Origin of the sequence: Brevibacterium permense, assembly GCF_013280495.1 — a bacterium.
Lineage (GTDB): Bacteria > Actinomycetota > Actinomycetes > Actinomycetales > Brevibacteriaceae > Brevibacterium > Brevibacterium permense.
Window position 1 is genome coordinate 97401 of sequence record NZ_JABSSX010000008.1, and the last position, 14073, is coordinate 111473.

At 62.7% G+C, this 14073-nt stretch carries 23 protein-coding genes; 22 read left to right on the forward strand and 1 reads right to left on the reverse strand.

Annotated elements, in window-relative coordinates; translation table 11 throughout:
* Nucleotides 1–4: 4 nt before the first annotated feature.
* The 22 genes from rplD (at nucleotide 5) to HK353_RS12195 (ending at nucleotide 12520) form a co-directional block, all read left to right on the forward strand.
* Nucleotides 5–658: a 50S ribosomal protein L4 gene (rplD, locus tag HK353_RS12090; protein ID WP_139468553.1), complete on the forward strand. Its 654-nt coding sequence runs from the start codon at nucleotides 5–7 to the stop codon at nucleotides 656–658.
* Complete coding sequence (gene rplW / locus HK353_RS12095) at nucleotides 655–954, forward strand: 50S ribosomal protein L23 (protein ID WP_025777929.1); 300 nt, start codon at nucleotides 655–657, stop codon at nucleotides 952–954. Before rplD ends, rplW begins: the two co-directional genes overlap by 4 nt.
* Nucleotides 955–984: 30 nt before the next feature.
* Nucleotides 985–1821 carry a 50S ribosomal protein L2 gene (rplB, locus tag HK353_RS12100; protein ID WP_025777928.1) on the forward strand — a complete coding sequence of 279 codons (837 nt, stop codon included), beginning with the start codon at nucleotides 985–987 and terminating at the stop codon, nucleotides 1819–1821.
* A 15-nt stretch (nucleotides 1822–1836) separates the two neighbouring features.
* Nucleotides 1837–2118, forward strand: a complete 282-nt coding sequence (rpsS, locus tag HK353_RS12105) for a 30S ribosomal protein S19 (RefSeq protein WP_173156445.1) — start codon at nucleotides 1837–1839, stop codon at nucleotides 2116–2118.
* A gap of 41 nt (nucleotides 2119–2159) precedes the next feature.
* Entirely contained in the window at nucleotides 2160–2546 is a 387-nt protein-coding gene (gene rplV, locus HK353_RS12110; RefSeq protein WP_025777926.1) for a 50S ribosomal protein L22, read from the forward strand.
* The gene (rpsC, locus tag HK353_RS12115) at nucleotides 2546–3361 is read left to right on the forward strand and encodes a 30S ribosomal protein S3 (RefSeq protein WP_139468552.1); all 816 of its coding nucleotides are present in this window, start codon (nucleotides 2546–2548) and stop codon (nucleotides 3359–3361) included. The genes rplV and rpsC overlap by 1 nt, the downstream gene beginning before the upstream one ends.
* A gap of 3 nt (nucleotides 3362–3364) precedes the next feature.
* A complete protein-coding gene (gene rplP / locus HK353_RS12120) occupies nucleotides 3365–3781 on the forward strand; it encodes a 50S ribosomal protein L16 (protein ID WP_025777924.1) in 417 nt (138 codons plus the stop codon).
* A gap of 2 nt (nucleotides 3782–3783) precedes the next feature.
* On the forward strand, nucleotides 3784–4035 hold the full coding sequence (gene rpmC, locus HK353_RS12125) for a 50S ribosomal protein L29 (RefSeq protein WP_025777923.1): 252 nt from the start codon (nucleotides 3784–3786) through the stop codon (nucleotides 4033–4035).
* Nucleotides 4035–4322: a 30S ribosomal protein S17 gene (rpsQ, locus tag HK353_RS12130; protein ID WP_025777922.1), complete on the forward strand. Its 288-nt coding sequence runs from the start codon at nucleotides 4035–4037 to the stop codon at nucleotides 4320–4322. Before rpmC ends, rpsQ begins: the two co-directional genes overlap by 1 nt.
* Nucleotides 4323–4466: 144 nt before the next feature.
* Nucleotides 4467–4835 carry a 50S ribosomal protein L14 gene (gene rplN, locus HK353_RS12135; protein ID WP_025777921.1) on the forward strand — a complete coding sequence of 123 codons (369 nt, stop codon included), beginning with the start codon at nucleotides 4467–4469 and terminating at the stop codon, nucleotides 4833–4835.
* A 2-nt stretch (nucleotides 4836–4837) separates the two neighbouring features.
* Complete coding sequence (rplX, locus tag HK353_RS12140; protein ID WP_139468550.1) at nucleotides 4838–5206, forward strand: 50S ribosomal protein L24; 369 nt, start codon at nucleotides 4838–4840, stop codon at nucleotides 5204–5206.
* Nucleotides 5206–5775 (forward strand): 50S ribosomal protein L5, encoded by a 570-nt coding sequence (rplE, locus tag HK353_RS12145; protein ID WP_039206325.1) that lies wholly within the window; start codon nucleotides 5206–5208, stop codon nucleotides 5773–5775. Before rplX ends, rplE begins: the two co-directional genes overlap by 1 nt.
* A gap of 67 nt (nucleotides 5776–5842) precedes the next feature.
* Entirely contained in the window at nucleotides 5843–6241 is a 399-nt protein-coding gene (rpsH, locus tag HK353_RS12150) for a 30S ribosomal protein S8 (protein WP_025777918.1), read from the forward strand.
* Nucleotides 6242–6258: 17 nt separating this feature from the next.
* On the forward strand, nucleotides 6259–6795 hold the full coding sequence (gene rplF / locus HK353_RS12155; protein WP_173156447.1) for a 50S ribosomal protein L6: 537 nt from the start codon (nucleotides 6259–6261) through the stop codon (nucleotides 6793–6795).
* 2 nt (nucleotides 6796–6797) lie between these two features.
* Nucleotides 6798–7178 (forward strand): 50S ribosomal protein L18, encoded by a 381-nt coding sequence (gene rplR, locus HK353_RS12160; protein WP_092015640.1) that lies wholly within the window; start codon nucleotides 6798–6800, stop codon nucleotides 7176–7178.
* Nucleotides 7175–7858: a 30S ribosomal protein S5 gene (gene rpsE, locus HK353_RS12165; RefSeq protein ID WP_173156449.1), complete on the forward strand. Its 684-nt coding sequence runs from the start codon at nucleotides 7175–7177 to the stop codon at nucleotides 7856–7858. The genes rplR and rpsE overlap by 4 nt, the downstream gene beginning before the upstream one ends.
* Entirely contained in the window at nucleotides 7858–8040 is a 183-nt protein-coding gene (gene rpmD, locus HK353_RS12170) for a 50S ribosomal protein L30 (protein ID WP_025777914.1), read from the forward strand. Before rpsE ends, rpmD begins: the two co-directional genes overlap by 1 nt.
* Nucleotide 8041: 1 nt before the next feature.
* Nucleotides 8042–8494, forward strand: a complete 453-nt coding sequence (gene rplO, locus HK353_RS12175) for a 50S ribosomal protein L15 (RefSeq protein ID WP_101546948.1) — start codon at nucleotides 8042–8044, stop codon at nucleotides 8492–8494.
* A gap of 340 nt (nucleotides 8495–8834) precedes the next feature.
* Nucleotides 8835–10136 carry a preprotein translocase subunit SecY gene (gene secY, locus HK353_RS12180; RefSeq protein ID WP_139468549.1) on the forward strand — a complete coding sequence of 434 codons (1302 nt, stop codon included), beginning with the start codon at nucleotides 8835–8837 and terminating at the stop codon, nucleotides 10134–10136.
* Nucleotides 10137–10185: 49 nt separating this feature from the next.
* Entirely contained in the window at nucleotides 10186–10752 is a 567-nt protein-coding gene (locus HK353_RS12185; protein WP_139468548.1) for an adenylate kinase, read from the forward strand.
* Complete coding sequence (map, locus tag HK353_RS12190) at nucleotides 10749–11585, forward strand: type I methionyl aminopeptidase (RefSeq protein WP_173156451.1); 837 nt, start codon at nucleotides 10749–10751, stop codon at nucleotides 11583–11585. The genes HK353_RS12185 and map overlap by 4 nt, the downstream gene beginning before the upstream one ends.
* 95 nt (nucleotides 11586–11680) lie before the next feature.
* A complete protein-coding gene (locus tag HK353_RS12195) occupies nucleotides 11681–12520 on the forward strand; it encodes a PaaX family transcriptional regulator (RefSeq protein ID WP_342589911.1) in 840 nt (279 codons plus the stop codon).
* A 58-nt stretch (nucleotides 12521–12578) separates the two neighbouring features.
* On the opposite strand, the gene HK353_RS12200 is transcribed toward HK353_RS12195, so the two are convergent.
* Nucleotides 12579–13724, reverse strand: a complete 1146-nt coding sequence (locus tag HK353_RS12200; protein ID WP_173156453.1) for a MalY/PatB family protein — start codon at nucleotides 13722–13724, stop codon at nucleotides 12579–12581.
* Between the last annotated feature and the right edge of the window lie 349 nt (nucleotides 13725–14073).

Consider the following 14073-nt stretch of genomic DNA (forward strand, 5'->3'; position numbering starts at 1 on the left):
CGTCATGACTGATGTCAAGACAGTCGACGTCATCGATGCCGCTGGTGCCAAGGCCGGCTCCGTTGATCTGCCCGCCGAGGTCTTCGGTGTGCCGACCAATGTGCCCCTGATCCACCAGGTCGTCGTTGCACAGCTGGCTGCGGCCCGTCAGGGTACGCACAAGACGAAGACCCGCTCCGAAGTTCGCGGTGGCGGTCGCAAGCCCTACCGTCAGAAGGGAACCGGCAACGCCCGTCAGGGTTCGATCCGCGCTCCTCAGTACAACGGCGGTGGAATCGTGCACGGACCGGTCCCGCGCGACTACTCGCAGCGGACCCCCAAGAAGATGAAGGCCGCCGCTCTGCGCGGAGCCCTGTCGGATCGTGCGCGCCTCGATCAGGTCTTCGTGATGAAGAACCTGGTCACCGGCGACGCCCCGTCGACCAAGCAGGCGAAGGCCGCACTGGCCGGTCTGTCCGAACGCAAGAACACCCTCGTGGTGCTCGATCGTGACGACGAGCTCACCTACCTGAGCGTGCGCAATCTGCCCCACGTCCACGTGCTCACCGCCGATCAGCTCAACACCTATGATGTGCTGCTCGCCGACGACATCGTGTTCACCGAGGCAGCTCTTGCCGCGTTCCTGAGCGGAAACCGCAAATCGGAGGACGCATCATGAGTCTGAACTTCAAGGACCCGCGCGACATCATCGTCGCACCGGTCGTCTCGGAGAAGACCTACAGCCTGATGGACGAAGGCAAGTACACCTTCCTCGTCGACCAGGACTCGAACAAAACCGAGATCAAGCAAGCCATTGAAACGATCTTCGATGTGCAGGTCGCCAAGGTCAACACCCTGAACCGTCAGGGCAAGCGCCGCCGCACCCGCACCGGTTGGGGAAAGCGCAAGGACACCAAGCGTGCCATTGTCGCCCTCAAGGACGGATCGATCGACATCTTCGGTGGATCGCTCTAAGCGATCCTTCGTCAAAGAAGGACAAGACTCATGGGAATCCGTAAGCACAAGCCGACGACCCCGGGCCGCCGTGGCTCGTCGGTCGCCGACTTCGTCGAAGTGACCCGGTCTACACCGGAGAAGTCGCTTCTGCGCCCGCTGCCCAAGCGCGGCGGCCGCAACAGCCAGGGACGCGTGACCACCCGCCATCAGGGCGGCGGTCACAAGCGTCAGTACCGTGTCATCGACTTCCGCCGCCATGACAAAGATGGCGTTCCGGCGAAGGTCGCACACATCGAATATGACCCGAACCGTACGGCTCGCATCGCTCTGCTGCACTATGCAGACGGAGAGAAGCGCTACATCATCGCCCCGCAGAACCTCAAACAGGGCGCACAGGTGGAAGCCGGTCCGGGTGCAGACATCAAGCCGGGCAACAACCTTGCCCTGCGCAACATCCCAGTCGGCACCGTGGTGCACGCAGTTGAAATGCGTCCCGGTGGCGGTGCCAAGATCGCTCGTTCTGCCGGTTCGTCCGTGCAGCTCGTGGCGAAGTACGGCCGTTTCGCACAGCTGCGGATGCCTTCGGGCGAGATCCGCAACGTCGATGCGCGTTGCCGTGCGACGATCGGCGAGGTCGGCAATGCCGAGCAGTCGAACATCAGCTGGGGCAAAGCAGGCCGCATGCGTTGGAAGGGCAAGCGCCCGACCGTCCGCGGTGTCGTGATGAACCCGATCGACCACCCGCATGGTGGTGGCGAGGGCCGTACTTCGGGTGGTCGTCACCCAGTCAGCCCGTGGGGTCAGTTGGAGGGCCGCACACGCCGGCCGAACAAAGAGAGCGACAAGTACATCGTGCGCCGTCGCCGGACCGGCAAGAAGCGCTGATTGGAGTACTGACTTATGCCTCGTAGCCTCAAAAAGGGTCCTTTCGTCGACGAACACCTCTTCCAGAAGGTGGCTCGTCAGAACGAGAAGAACACCAAAAATGTCATCAAAACATGGTCTCGTCGCTCGATGATCACCCCGGACTTCCTGGGACACACCATCGCAGTACATGACGGACGCAAGCATGTCCCCGTCTTCATCACTGAGTCGATGGTCGGACACAAGCTCGGCGAGTTCGCACCGACACGGACGTTCCGTGGCCACGAAAAGGACGATCGCAAGGGTCGCCGCCGCTGAGCGGGGCACTCTTTCGATCCTAGAGAAGAGAGAAGGAAGCGATGGAAGCCAAGGCTAAGGCGCGGTACCTGCGCGTTACGCCTCGCAAGGCTCGGCGCGTCATCGACCTCATTCGTGGTCAGCAGGCGACCGAAGCACTTGCAGTGTTGAAGTTTGCAGAACAGTCGGCATCAGATCCGATTTACAAGCTCGTGGCCTCCGGCATCGCCAATGCGCGTGTCCGGGCCGACGAGGAAGGCGTTGCGTTCGACGAGAACGAACTGGTCATCTCCGAAGCCTTCGTGGACGAGGGGCCGACCATGAAGCGGTTCCGTCCGCGTGCCCAGGGTCGCGCTTTTCGCATCGAGAAGCGCACCAGCCACGTGACAGTGGTCCTGGCCAGCGGTGACGACCTGCCTCAGCGCAAGAGCCGGAAGGGGAACCGTTAATGGGCCAGAAGATCAATCCGAATGGATTCCGACTCGGAATCACCACGGATCACAAGTCGAAGTGGTTCGCTGACTCGACCAAGCCGGGGCAGCGTTACCGCGACTACGTGCTCGAAGATGTCAAGATCCGCCAGATGATGAACACCGGCCTCGAACGGGCCGGCATCTCGAAGGTCAACATCGAGCGCACGCGTGACCGTGTCCGCGTCGACATCCACACCGCACGCCCGGGCATCGTCATCGGCCGTCGCGGAGCCGAAGCAGACCGCATCCGCGGTCAGCTCGAAAAGCTCACCGGCAAGCAGATTCAGCTCAACATCCTTGAGGTGAAGAACCCCGAGGTCGACGCTCAGCTCGTCGCCCAGGGCGTTGCCGAGCAGCTCGCCAGCCGCGTGGCCTTCCGCCGCGCAATGCGCAAGGCGATCCAGAGCGCCCAGCGCGCAGGTGCCAAGGGCATCCGCGTGCAGTGCTCGGGCCGCCTCGGCGGTGCTGAGATGAGCCGGTCCGAGTTCTACCGCGAAGGTCGTGTGCCGCTGCACACCCTGCGCGCGAACATCGACTTCGGCGTTCACGAAGCCCACACCACTTTCGGACGCATCGGCGTCAAGGTGTGGATCTACAAGGGCGACATGACCGACAAGGAGCTTGCCGCCGAGCAGGCCAAGGCTCCTGCTGCTCGTGGCCCGCGTGGCCGTGGGCGCGGTCGTGGAGGCCGCGGACGTGGTCAGGAAGGCGCACCGCGCCGTGGCGACCAGGCCCGTAATACTGAGAACAGCGCCGAAGCCCCCGCGGCTGAGGCCGGATCGGAGGGCTGAGAAATGCTGATCCCTCGTCGAGTGAAATTCCGCAAGCAGCACCACCCCAACCGGGGCGGCGCAGCCAAGGGAGGCACGACGGTGTCCTTCGGTGACTACGGCATCCAGGCTCTCGAGCCGGCTTACGTCACCAACCGTCAGATCGAGGCCGCACGTATTGCCATGACCCGCTACATCAAGCGCGGCGGCAAGGTGTGGATCAACATCTACCCTGATCACCCGCTGACGAAGAAGCCTGCCGAAACCCGCATGGGTTCCGGTAAGGGTTCGCCGGAGTGGTGGATCGCCAATGTCAAACCCGGTCGAGTCATGTTCGAACTCGGCGGTGTGTCCGAGGAAGTTGCTCGCGAGGCTCTGCGCCTGGCGATCCATAAGCTTCCGCTGAAGGCCCGTATCGTGGCCCGCGAAGGTGGTGAGTGAGAATGGCTATCGGTTCGAAGAACCTTTCCATCGACGCGCTTGACGGTTACGACAACGAGCGTCTGCAGGAAGAGCTCAAGAAGGCCAAGGCCGAGCTGTTCAACCTGCGTTTCCAGTCGGCCACCGGCCAGCTGGAGAGCCACGGTCGCCTCAAGGCCGTGCGTCGCGACATCGCTCGTATCTACACCGTGCTCAACGAACGGGAGCTGGACATCCGTCCGAACCCCGCTGATGCCAAGGAAGAGAGCAAGTGATGGCGGAGACCACGAACACCGAGGCCACTGCTGCGGAACGCAACTCCCGCAAGACCGCACGTGGCTACGTCGTATCCGACAAGATGGACAAGACCATCGTCGTCGAGGTTGAGGAGCGCATGAAGCACCGCCTCTACGGCAAGGTCATGCGCAAGTCGGTCAAGTACAAGGTTCACGACGAAGAGAACACCGCCGGCATCGGCGACCTCGTCCTCGTGGCCGAGACGCGGCCCCTTTCGGCCGCGAAGCGTTGGCGGCTCGTCGAAATCGTCGAACGCGCCAAGTAGTCAACGCCACCCCACCCACCCGGTCCCGCCCGCGGCCTCCTGCAGGCCGTGGGCGGCTACCGGGAACGGGGTGAAATGTCAATGAATCCGTTCCGCAAGGCTCCCGCTCAGGCGTGAGAACCAGCGCGACGACAGGAGAAAATAGTGATTCAGCAAGAGTCGCGACTCAAAGTCGCCGACAACACTGGCGCCAAGCAGATCCTGGCAATCAGGATCCTGGGTGGTTCCGGTCGGCGCTACGCCTCGATCGGTGACACCATCGTGGCAACCGTCAAGGATGCAATCCCTGGCGGCAATGTGAAGAAGGGTGACGTCGTCAAGGCCGTCATCGTTCGCACTGCCAAGGAACGTCGTCGTCCCGACGGCTCCTACATCAAGTTCGATGAGAATGCAGCTGTCATCCTCAAGAACGATGAGGAACCACGCGGAACCCGTATCTTCGGGCCCGTGGGACGCGAACTCCGCGACAAGAAGTTCATGAAGATCGTCTCCCTGGCACCGGAGGTGTTGTGAGCATGGCGAACAAGCTCAAGATCAAGAAGGGCGACCTCGTCCAGGTCATCGCCGGCGCTCGGCAGTCCCGTGGTGGCGATCGTGGCAAGCAGGGCAAGGTTCTTGCCGTCTACCCCGAACGCAACCGCGTCCTCGTTGAGGGCGTCAACCGCGTGATCAAGCACAAGAAGGCTACGCAGACTCAGGCCGGCGGCACCGCTGGTGGCCGTGAGACCCACGAAGCCCCCATCCACGTGTCCAACGTGGCGCTCGTTGATCCCAAGGACAACAAGCCAACCCGCGTCGGATACCGCGAAGAGAGCGTCGAGCGCGACGGTCGCACCAAGACCGTTCGAGTTCGCATCTCGCGTCGCACCGGGGAGGAGATCTGATGACGGAAACAACCACCAGCCGTCCCGCACCGCGTCTCAAGCAGATTTACCGCGAAGAGATCGTTGCGAAGCTGCAGGAAGAGTTCAACTACGCCAACCCCATGCAGGTTCCCGGACTGACCAAGGTCGTCGTGAACATGGGTGTGGGTGACGCAGCACGCGATTCCAAGATGATCGAAGGCGCGATCAACGACCTGACTCTGATCACCGGTCAGAAGCCTGTCGTGACCCGTGCCCGCAAGTCCATCGCACAGTTCAAGCTGCGCGAAGGTCAGCCCATCGGCGCTCACGTCACCATGCGTGGAGCCAGGATGTGGGAGTTCATCGACCGCGTCATCACTCTGGCACTGCCGCGTATCCGCGACTTCCGCGGACTCTCGGATCGTCAGTTCGACGGAAACGGTAACTACACCTTCGGCCTCACCGAACAGTCCATGTTCCACGAGATCGATCAGGACCGGATCGACCGAGTCCGCGGTATGGATATCACCGTCGTCACCACCGCGGCAACCGACGACGAGGGACGTGCACTGCTGCGTCACCTCGGGTTCCCGTTCAAACAAAAATAATCGCTACGTTGCAGGTCCAAGCACAGTACGTGGGCGGAAACCGTAACGAGGAAGGGCAAGTGCCCAAATGACAATGACTGATCCAGTCGCAGACATGCTTACGCGTCTGCGCAACGCCAACTCGGCTTATCACGAGGACGTCAGCATGCCGTTCTCGAAACTCAAGTCGAACATCGCCGAGATCCTCAAGACCGAGGGCTACATCACCGGCTGGAGCGTCGAAGACGCCGAAGTCGGCAAGACTCTGCTCCTGGACCTGAAGTTCGGACCCAACCGGGAACGTTCGATCGCCGGCCTGCGTCGTGTGTCGAAGCCGGGACTGCGCGTCTACGCGAAGTCCACGAACCTGCCCAAGGTTCTCGGCGGCCTCGGCATCGCCATCCTGTCGACCTCGTCAGGTCTCCTGACGGACCGTCAGGCCGCCAAGAAGGGTGTGGGTGGGGAAGTCCTCGCCTACGTCTGGTAAAGGAAGGAGAGAAGAACATGTCACGTATTGGCAAGAACCCGATCTCCGTTCCCAGCGGCGTCGAGGTCAAGGTCGACGGCCAGGATGTCGCCGTCAAGGGACCTAAGGGCGAGCTGTCCGTCACCATCGCCGAGCCGATCACCGTATCGCTCGAAGACGGTGTCATCACGGTTGCCCGTCCGGACGAAGAGCGCGAATCGCGTTCTCTGCACGGACTGTCCCGCACGCTCATCAACAACATGATCGTCGGTGTGACCGATGGCTACTCCAAGGCCCTCGAGATCGTCGGAACCGGTTACCGTGTCCTGGCCAAGGGATCGAACCTCGAGTTCGCCCTCGGCTACAGCCACCCGATCGTCGTCGAACCGCCGGAGGGAATCTCCTTCAGCGTCGACGGTCAGACCAAGGTCGCTGTCCACGGAATCGACAAGCAGCTCGTCGGTGAGACCGCTGCCAACATCCGGAAGCTGCGCAGGCCCGAGCCTTATAAGGGCAAGGGTGTGCGCTACGCCGGCGAAATCGTCCGTCGCAAGGTCGGAAAGGCTGGTAAGTAAAGATGGCCTTTGGCAAGAAGGAAAGCTACGGCAAAGGCAGGGCAGCTGCTCGCAAGCGTCGTCACGCTCGACTGCGCAAGCATGTCAGCGGCACGACCGAGCGCCCTCGCCTCTCAGTGACTCGCTCCACGCGCCACGTCTTCGTCCAGGTCATCGACGACACCGTCGGCAAGACCCTGGTCTCGGCCTCCACTATGGAAGCCGACCTGCGGACATTCGAAGGCGATAAGACCGGCAAAGCCCGCAAGGTGGGCGAGCTGGTTGCTCAGCGCGCCAAGGACGCCGGAATCGATTCCGTCGTCTTCGACCGTGGAGGCAACGCCTACCACGGCCGTGTGCAGGCAATCGCCGAAGGTGCCCGTGAAGGAGGATTGGCCCTATGAGCTTTGAAGAGAACAAGGAACAGCAGGCAGCTGCTGAGACCCGCACCGACAACAGCGGTGACCGTTCCTCCCGTGGCCGCGGCCAGGGTGGACAGGGCGGTCAGGGTCGCGGACGCGGCGAAGGCCGTGGACGCGGCGGTCGCAACGACCGTGAAGACAAGAACCAGTTCATCGAACACGTCATCACGATCAACCGCGTGTCGAAGGTCGTCAAGGGTGGACGTCGGTTCTCCTTCACGGCTCTCGTCGTGGTCGGTGACGGTGACGGCATGGTCGGCATGGGCTACGGCAAGGCGAAGGAAGTTCCTGCCGCCATCGCCAAGGGTGTTGAGGAAGCGAAGAAGAACTTCTTCCGCGTTCCCCGCATCCAGAAGACCATTCCGCACCCCATCCAGGGCGAGGAAGCCGCAGGCGTCGTCCTGCTGCGTCCGGCCGCTCCGGGTACCGGTGTCATCGCCGGTGGACCCGTTCGTGCGGTCCTCGATGCGGCAGGCGTCCAGGACGTCCTGTCCAAGTCTCTGGGCTCGGCGAACGCGATCAACATCGTGCACGCTGCGATCGCCGCACTGAAGGGCCTTGAGCGCCCGGAAGAGGTTGCGGCTCGCCGTGGCCTGCCCGTCGACGAAGTTGCTCCGCACGCACTGCTGCGAGCAGCTGCTGAAAGTGGGGCGAAGTCCTGATGGCAAAGCTCAAGATTACTCAGCGCAAGTCCGCAATCGGATACCGTCAGAGCCAGCGTGACACGCTGCGTTCGCTCGGTCTCAAGCGGACCAACGACGTTGTGGTGCAGGAAGATCGCCCCGAGATCCGGGGAATGATCAACGCTGTCCGCCACATCGTGACTGTGGAAGAGGTCGATTGATATGTCGAACAACGACTCGCTGAAGCTGCACGATCTGCGCCCTGCTCCCGGAGCCAAGACCGCCAAGACCCGCGTCGGTCGTGGTGAGGCTTCGAAGGGTAAGACCGCCGGACGCGGAACCAAGGGCACGAAGGCCCGCTACCAGGTTCCGCACGGCTTCGAGGGCGGCCAGACCCCGATGCACATGCGTCTGCCCAAGCTGCGTGGATTCAAGAACCCCGCCAAGGTGGAGTTCCAGGTTGTCAACCTTGACAAGCTGTCCAGCCTGTTCCCCGAGGGCGGAGACGTCACCGTCGCCGATCTCGTGGAGAAGGGCGCTGTGCGCGCAAAGCAGCCCGTCAAGGTTCTCGGCACCGGTGAGATCACCGTTGCTCTGAACATCACTGCAGACAAGTTCTCCGGCTCCGCAGCCGAGAAGATCAAGGCTGCAGGCGGAAGCACCAACGAGGCCTGATCCGTTCCGCTCGGAACGGATTCCCGGCTTCAACGCTGGTCAAGGGGGCGGTCACTTCGGTGGCCGCCCCCTTCTGCATCCCTGAACGCCGGCGGCGGTGGTCCGCGTTCCAGGCCGAGACCGGCCAGGCGCCCTCTCGAACACTGCGTGAAACCGCTCATCTCAACCCCTGTCTGAAACCGCTCTGTGACCGCCGCGAACACAGGTTGCGCCGAGTCGCCGCGGGGCTTCGCCGGTTTCGGGCTGGAGGGCATACCCTGGTAGTCTTTTGCAGGTATTTGTCCCAATCGCCAGGTCGCGACCACGACTCTGACTTTTCATCCCCCAACGAGGAGGACGCTTGATCGGCGCAATCCGGAGGGCCTTCAGAACGCCCGACTTGAGGAAGAAACTCCTCTTCACCCTGGGCATTCTTGTCATCTTCCGACTCGGCTCGTTCATTCCTTCGCCTGGAATCGACTACACCAAGGTGCAGGAATGCGTGGCTTCGCCTCAGCTCAATGAGGGCGGATTCGCCATGATCAACCTCTTCAGCGGTGGCGCGCTGCTGCAGCTGTCGATCTTCGCCCTGGGCATCATGCCGTATATCACCGCGAGCATCATCGTCCAGCTGCTGCGAGTGGTCATTCCTCGTTTCGAAGCCCTCCATAAGGAAGGCGCCTCTGGTCAGGCGAAGCTGACTCAGTACACTCGCTACCTCACGATCGGCCTCGCGATCCTCAACTCGACGACCCTCGTGGCGACCGTGCGCTCCGGTGCACTGTTCGGCGACGTCCAGAACTGCCAGGACCTCATCGCCAACGACACCTGGTGGGGCATTGCCGTCCTCGTCCTCACGCTGACCGCGGGAACCGGCCTGATCATGTGGCTGGGTGAGCAGATCACCGAACACGGTGTGGGCAACGGAATGTCGCTGCTCATCTTCACGTCCGTCGCTTCTGCCTTCCCGTCCTCGCTCGGTGCGATCTTCCGCGAGCAGGGTGTCGACATCTTCATCATCGTCATGGCCGTCGGACTCGTCCTCATCGCCCTCGTCGTCTTCGTCGAGCAGTCGCAGCGCAGGATCCCCGTCCAGTACGCCAAGCGCATGGTGGGCCGTCGGATGTTCGGCGGAACGTCGACCTACATCCCGATCAAGGTGAATATGGCCGGTGTCATCCCCGTCATCTTCGCCTCCTCGGTGCTCTACCTGCCGAGTCTGATCTCGCAGTTCTTCGACCCGGAATCCAAGGCAGTCGAATGGATCAACACCTACTTCACCCGCGGTGACCACCCTCTCTACATCACCGTGTATGCGCTGCTGACGATCTTCTTCGCCTATTTCTACGTCGCGATCACCTTCAACCCTGAAGAGGTCGCGGACAATATGAAGAAGTACGGCGGCTTCATCCCGGGTATCCGTGCCGGTCGCCCGACCGCCGAGTACCTCAGCTACGTACTCAGCCGCATCAACTTCCCCGGCTCGCTCTACCTGGCTTTCGTCGCCCTCATTCCGCTGATCGCTCTGGTTCTCATCAACGCCAACCAGAACTTCCCGTTCGGCGGCACCTCACTGCTGATCGTCGTCGGCGTCGGCCTCGAAACCGTCAAGCAGATCGACGCGCAGATGCAGCAGCGCCACTACGAGGGGCTGCTGCGCTGATTCGACCGGACGCTGACGTTCAGCGGACATCCCATTGGAAGGACACCTTATGAGTTCACGCATCATCCTGATCGGCCCTCCCGGCGCCGGCAAGGGCACCCAGGCCGCACGCCTGTCCGAGGCGCTCGGCGTCCCGGCCATCTCGACCGGAGACATCTTCCGGGCCAATGTGAAGGGTGAGACCGAACTGGGCAAGCTGGCCAAGCGCTACATGGATGCCGGCGAGTACGTGCCCGACGAGGTCACGAATTCGATGGTCGCCGATCGACTGGCACAGGATGACGCAGCCGAAGGCTTCCTCCTCGACGGATATCCTCGTACCAGCGCCCAGGTCGATGAACTCGACAGGATCCTCGCCGCAGAGGATAAGGCGATCGAGCACGTGGTCGAGCTCACGGCCGATACCGACGAGGTCGTCGCTCGTCTGCTCGCGCGTGCTCAGACCGAGGGCCGCAGCGACGACAGCGAAGACGTCATCCGCCATCGCCTCGACGTCTACGAAGAGCAGACCCAGCCGCTGACCGATATCTACCGCAGCCGCGGTCTGCTTCGCCAGGTCGACGGACTCGGCGAAGTCAACGACATCACCGAACGCATCCTCTCGACCATTCGATGATCTTCGGACCACGTATCGAGCTGAAGACTCCCGCAGAGCTTGAGCTCATGCATCGGGCCGGGCAGCTGACAGCAGAAGTGCTCTCAGCGGCCCGGTCCGCGGCCGTTCCCGGAGCCACCACCGCCGAGGTGGACGCCGCTGCGGAAGCCGTCATCGCCGCCGCCGGCGCCCGCTCGAATTTCAAGGGCTATCAGGGATTCCCTGCGGTCGTGTGCATCTCCGTGAACGAGGAGATCGTCCACGGCATCCCGGGATCCCGCGTCCTCCAAGCCGGGGACATCGTGTCGATCGACGGCGGCGCCGTCGTCGACGGCTTCCATGGGGACTCAGCTCTGACGATGATCGTCGGCGGCGACGAAGCAGGCACTGCCGCCGACCGTGAGCTGTCCTCTGCCACCGAGGCGGCTATGTGGGCAGGCATCGCGGCGTTCGCGACCGGTGCGAAGGTCAGCGATATCGGCGACGCCATCGATGACTTCGTCTCCGAATCATTCCCCCATCTGGGCCTCGTCGAGGAATTCACCGGACACGGCATCGGCACCTCCATGCATATGGCGCCTGAGGTCCTCAACTACCGGGCACGCTCGAACGGTCCGAAGATCAAGCCCGGAATGTGCCTGGCGATCGAGCCGATGCTCACCACGGGAGGTGCGGATACGCGCACTCTCGCCGACGACTGGACTGTCGTGACGGCGGATGGGTCACGGGCGAGTCACTGGGAACACAGCGTGGCCCGTCATGACGGGGGAGTCTGGGTACTGACGGCCGTTGACGGGGGAGCGGCCGGGCTGGCGCCGTTCGGAATCACTCCCGTGGCTCCGAAAGACGCCTGAGGGAAGAACTCAGGCGGCCGGCATCTGCCTTCTCAAGGCAGACCTGCCGACGAAGCAGACTGCGGCGAAAGTTCCGGACGCCACCATCAGCGCGAGTGCGGTATCGGACGAAGCGGGTCGCCTTCGACGTGGTCTCCGTCTTCGGATGCCTGCAGGCCAGCGGACTGCCGGTCCCCGTCATCGTCAGCATGTTGCGTGAACACGGGTATTCCTCCGCGAGTGTTCCCAATCAGCTCGTACGGATGGTCCAACGAGGCATCATCAGCAGCGAACGGATCGGGCGGGTCTCCATCTACCGTCTGAGCGACCACATCCTCTCAGACTTCGGTGACATCGCGGGCGATCACGTCTTCCCCGAATATCAGGGGCGCTTCCACACCATTGTGTATTCGCTTCCGGAGGTTGAACGCGGGCTGCGCGACCAGCTGCAGTACATTGCGCGGAGCTTGGGATACAGGCAGCTGAGACCGGGACTCCTGATCGGCTGCGCAGACCCGTCCAGACTGCTCTCGGCACGGTTGCCCCACGTCCCTGTTCCCGCCTGGTCTGAGGCAGGAGTGCTGACACCCGACTCTCTCGCGGCGGCACGCAGGATGACGAATCGGGCATTCGAACTCGACGCCGCTCTCGCCCAGCTGCCGCCTCTGGAAGAGCGCATGAACGCGTTGAGTTCGGTTGGTTCGGCACCCGGCACGGGGTGCGCAGGGCTGAGCCTGGGAAGCTTCTTCGATCTGTACTACGACGTCGCTCGTGCGGTGATGACCCATCTGCTGCTGCCTAAAGCTCTCGTCGACGGAACTCAGACGGCCGTGCGGTTCCGTGCGCTGATGCGGCAGCGCAATCTCGAATACTATCTGCGCTTCGATCAGCTGATCCGCGAGTGCGCGGGAGCAAGCTCATCCTTCGAACTCATCGAATTGCTGCCCGAATACTGATCAGTGTCGGGGGTGGAGGCCATCGGACATGTCGGTCAGAGGGTCCAGGGCGTGGTGGTCAGAGGATCCGGGCGATCCTCTTGACCGCCTCGGTGAGCAGAGGTCGGGGGAGTGCGAAGTTGAAGCGGATATGTCCGGCCCCGACCTCACCGCAGAGTCGACCCTCGGTCACGGCCACCTCGGCGCGAGATCGGATGTGATCGGACAGGTTCGACTCCAGTCCATAGCCGCGCAGATCCAGCCAGGCCAGATAGGTGCCTTCCGGTTCGATATAGGCGGCACCCGGCAGCAGCGACCCGACGAGATCGGTGAAGTGGTCGCGGTTGCCTTTGAGGTAGCCGTTGACTTCGCTCAGCCAGTCATTCCCACGCGTGTACGCGGCGGTGGTGGCGAGTATCCCCGGGTTCGACGCGGCCCCCGAGACGAACTGTCCCTTCTTCGCCCAGACCTCACGGTCGCTCGGGGAGGTGAGGATGAGCTGGGCGCATTTGAGACCGGGGATGTTGAAGGCCTTCGACGCGGCTGTCGCGGTGGCGGTGTGGGCAGCGGTCGCCTCGGTGAGAGCGGCATAGGGAATGTGCCGCGCGGGGGCATAGACGAGCGGAGCATGGATCTCATCGGAGAACACCCTGGCACCGGCCTTCTCTACGACGTCGGCGAGGGCCAGCAGTTCGGCCTCGGTGCAGACCTTGCCGATCGGATTGTGCGGATTGCACAGCACGAACGTCGCTCCGGGGGTCAGGGCAGAGGCGATGGCATCGAGGTCGAATGACCAGCCGGACTCCGATCGCAGCATCGGGACTTCGATGAGCTCGCGGCCGGTCACTCGCGCGACATCGAAGAACGGCATATAGGCCGGTGTCGGCAGCACGATCGGAGTGTCGGGTGGGGTGAGGTGGGTGAGGACGCCGAGGAACGCGGCCAGCACATCACTGGCCGGTTCGATGTGACCGACGGGGATCCGCCAGCCGTAGTGCTCGGAGCAGAAGCTCGAGGTCGCTGTTCTCAGGTCGGCGGTCAGGTCGGCGGGAGCGTAGCCGTAGAGGTCGCGATCGTCGATGGTCTGCAGCGACTGCCGCACCGCGGGAGCGACCCCGAAGTCCATCTCGGCGATGAAGGCGCCGATGGAGCCGGGGAAGGACGACCACTTGCGGCCGCCCTTCGTGACAAGGGACTCCTCGGTGATGGCATCGAAATCGGACATCTGTGTACTCCTCTTCGGGGACTGCGTCGGGTGCGGTTCTCACGCTAGCAGTCGGGGCGACCGAGGTGCGCTCCATTCGTCTTCGGGGGACATGGGAACGGTGCGCCGCCTCGGTGAAGACGGGATTGTAAGGGACTTCACGCTCCGAAGCGAACACCGTGTGGAAGATTCTTTCTCCGTAGTGTAGGGTTGATGATTGGTCTGTTCTCATTCAACTCACCCTTTTTCAGATGTGGGCGGCTTCTGCCATCCACTTCTTTTATGTGGTGACGAGGACTGCAGGCCGAGGGGTCACCGGCATTGAGTCGGTGATACACGATTACGTCGAACGCGAAGGTTTCGCGGGAAT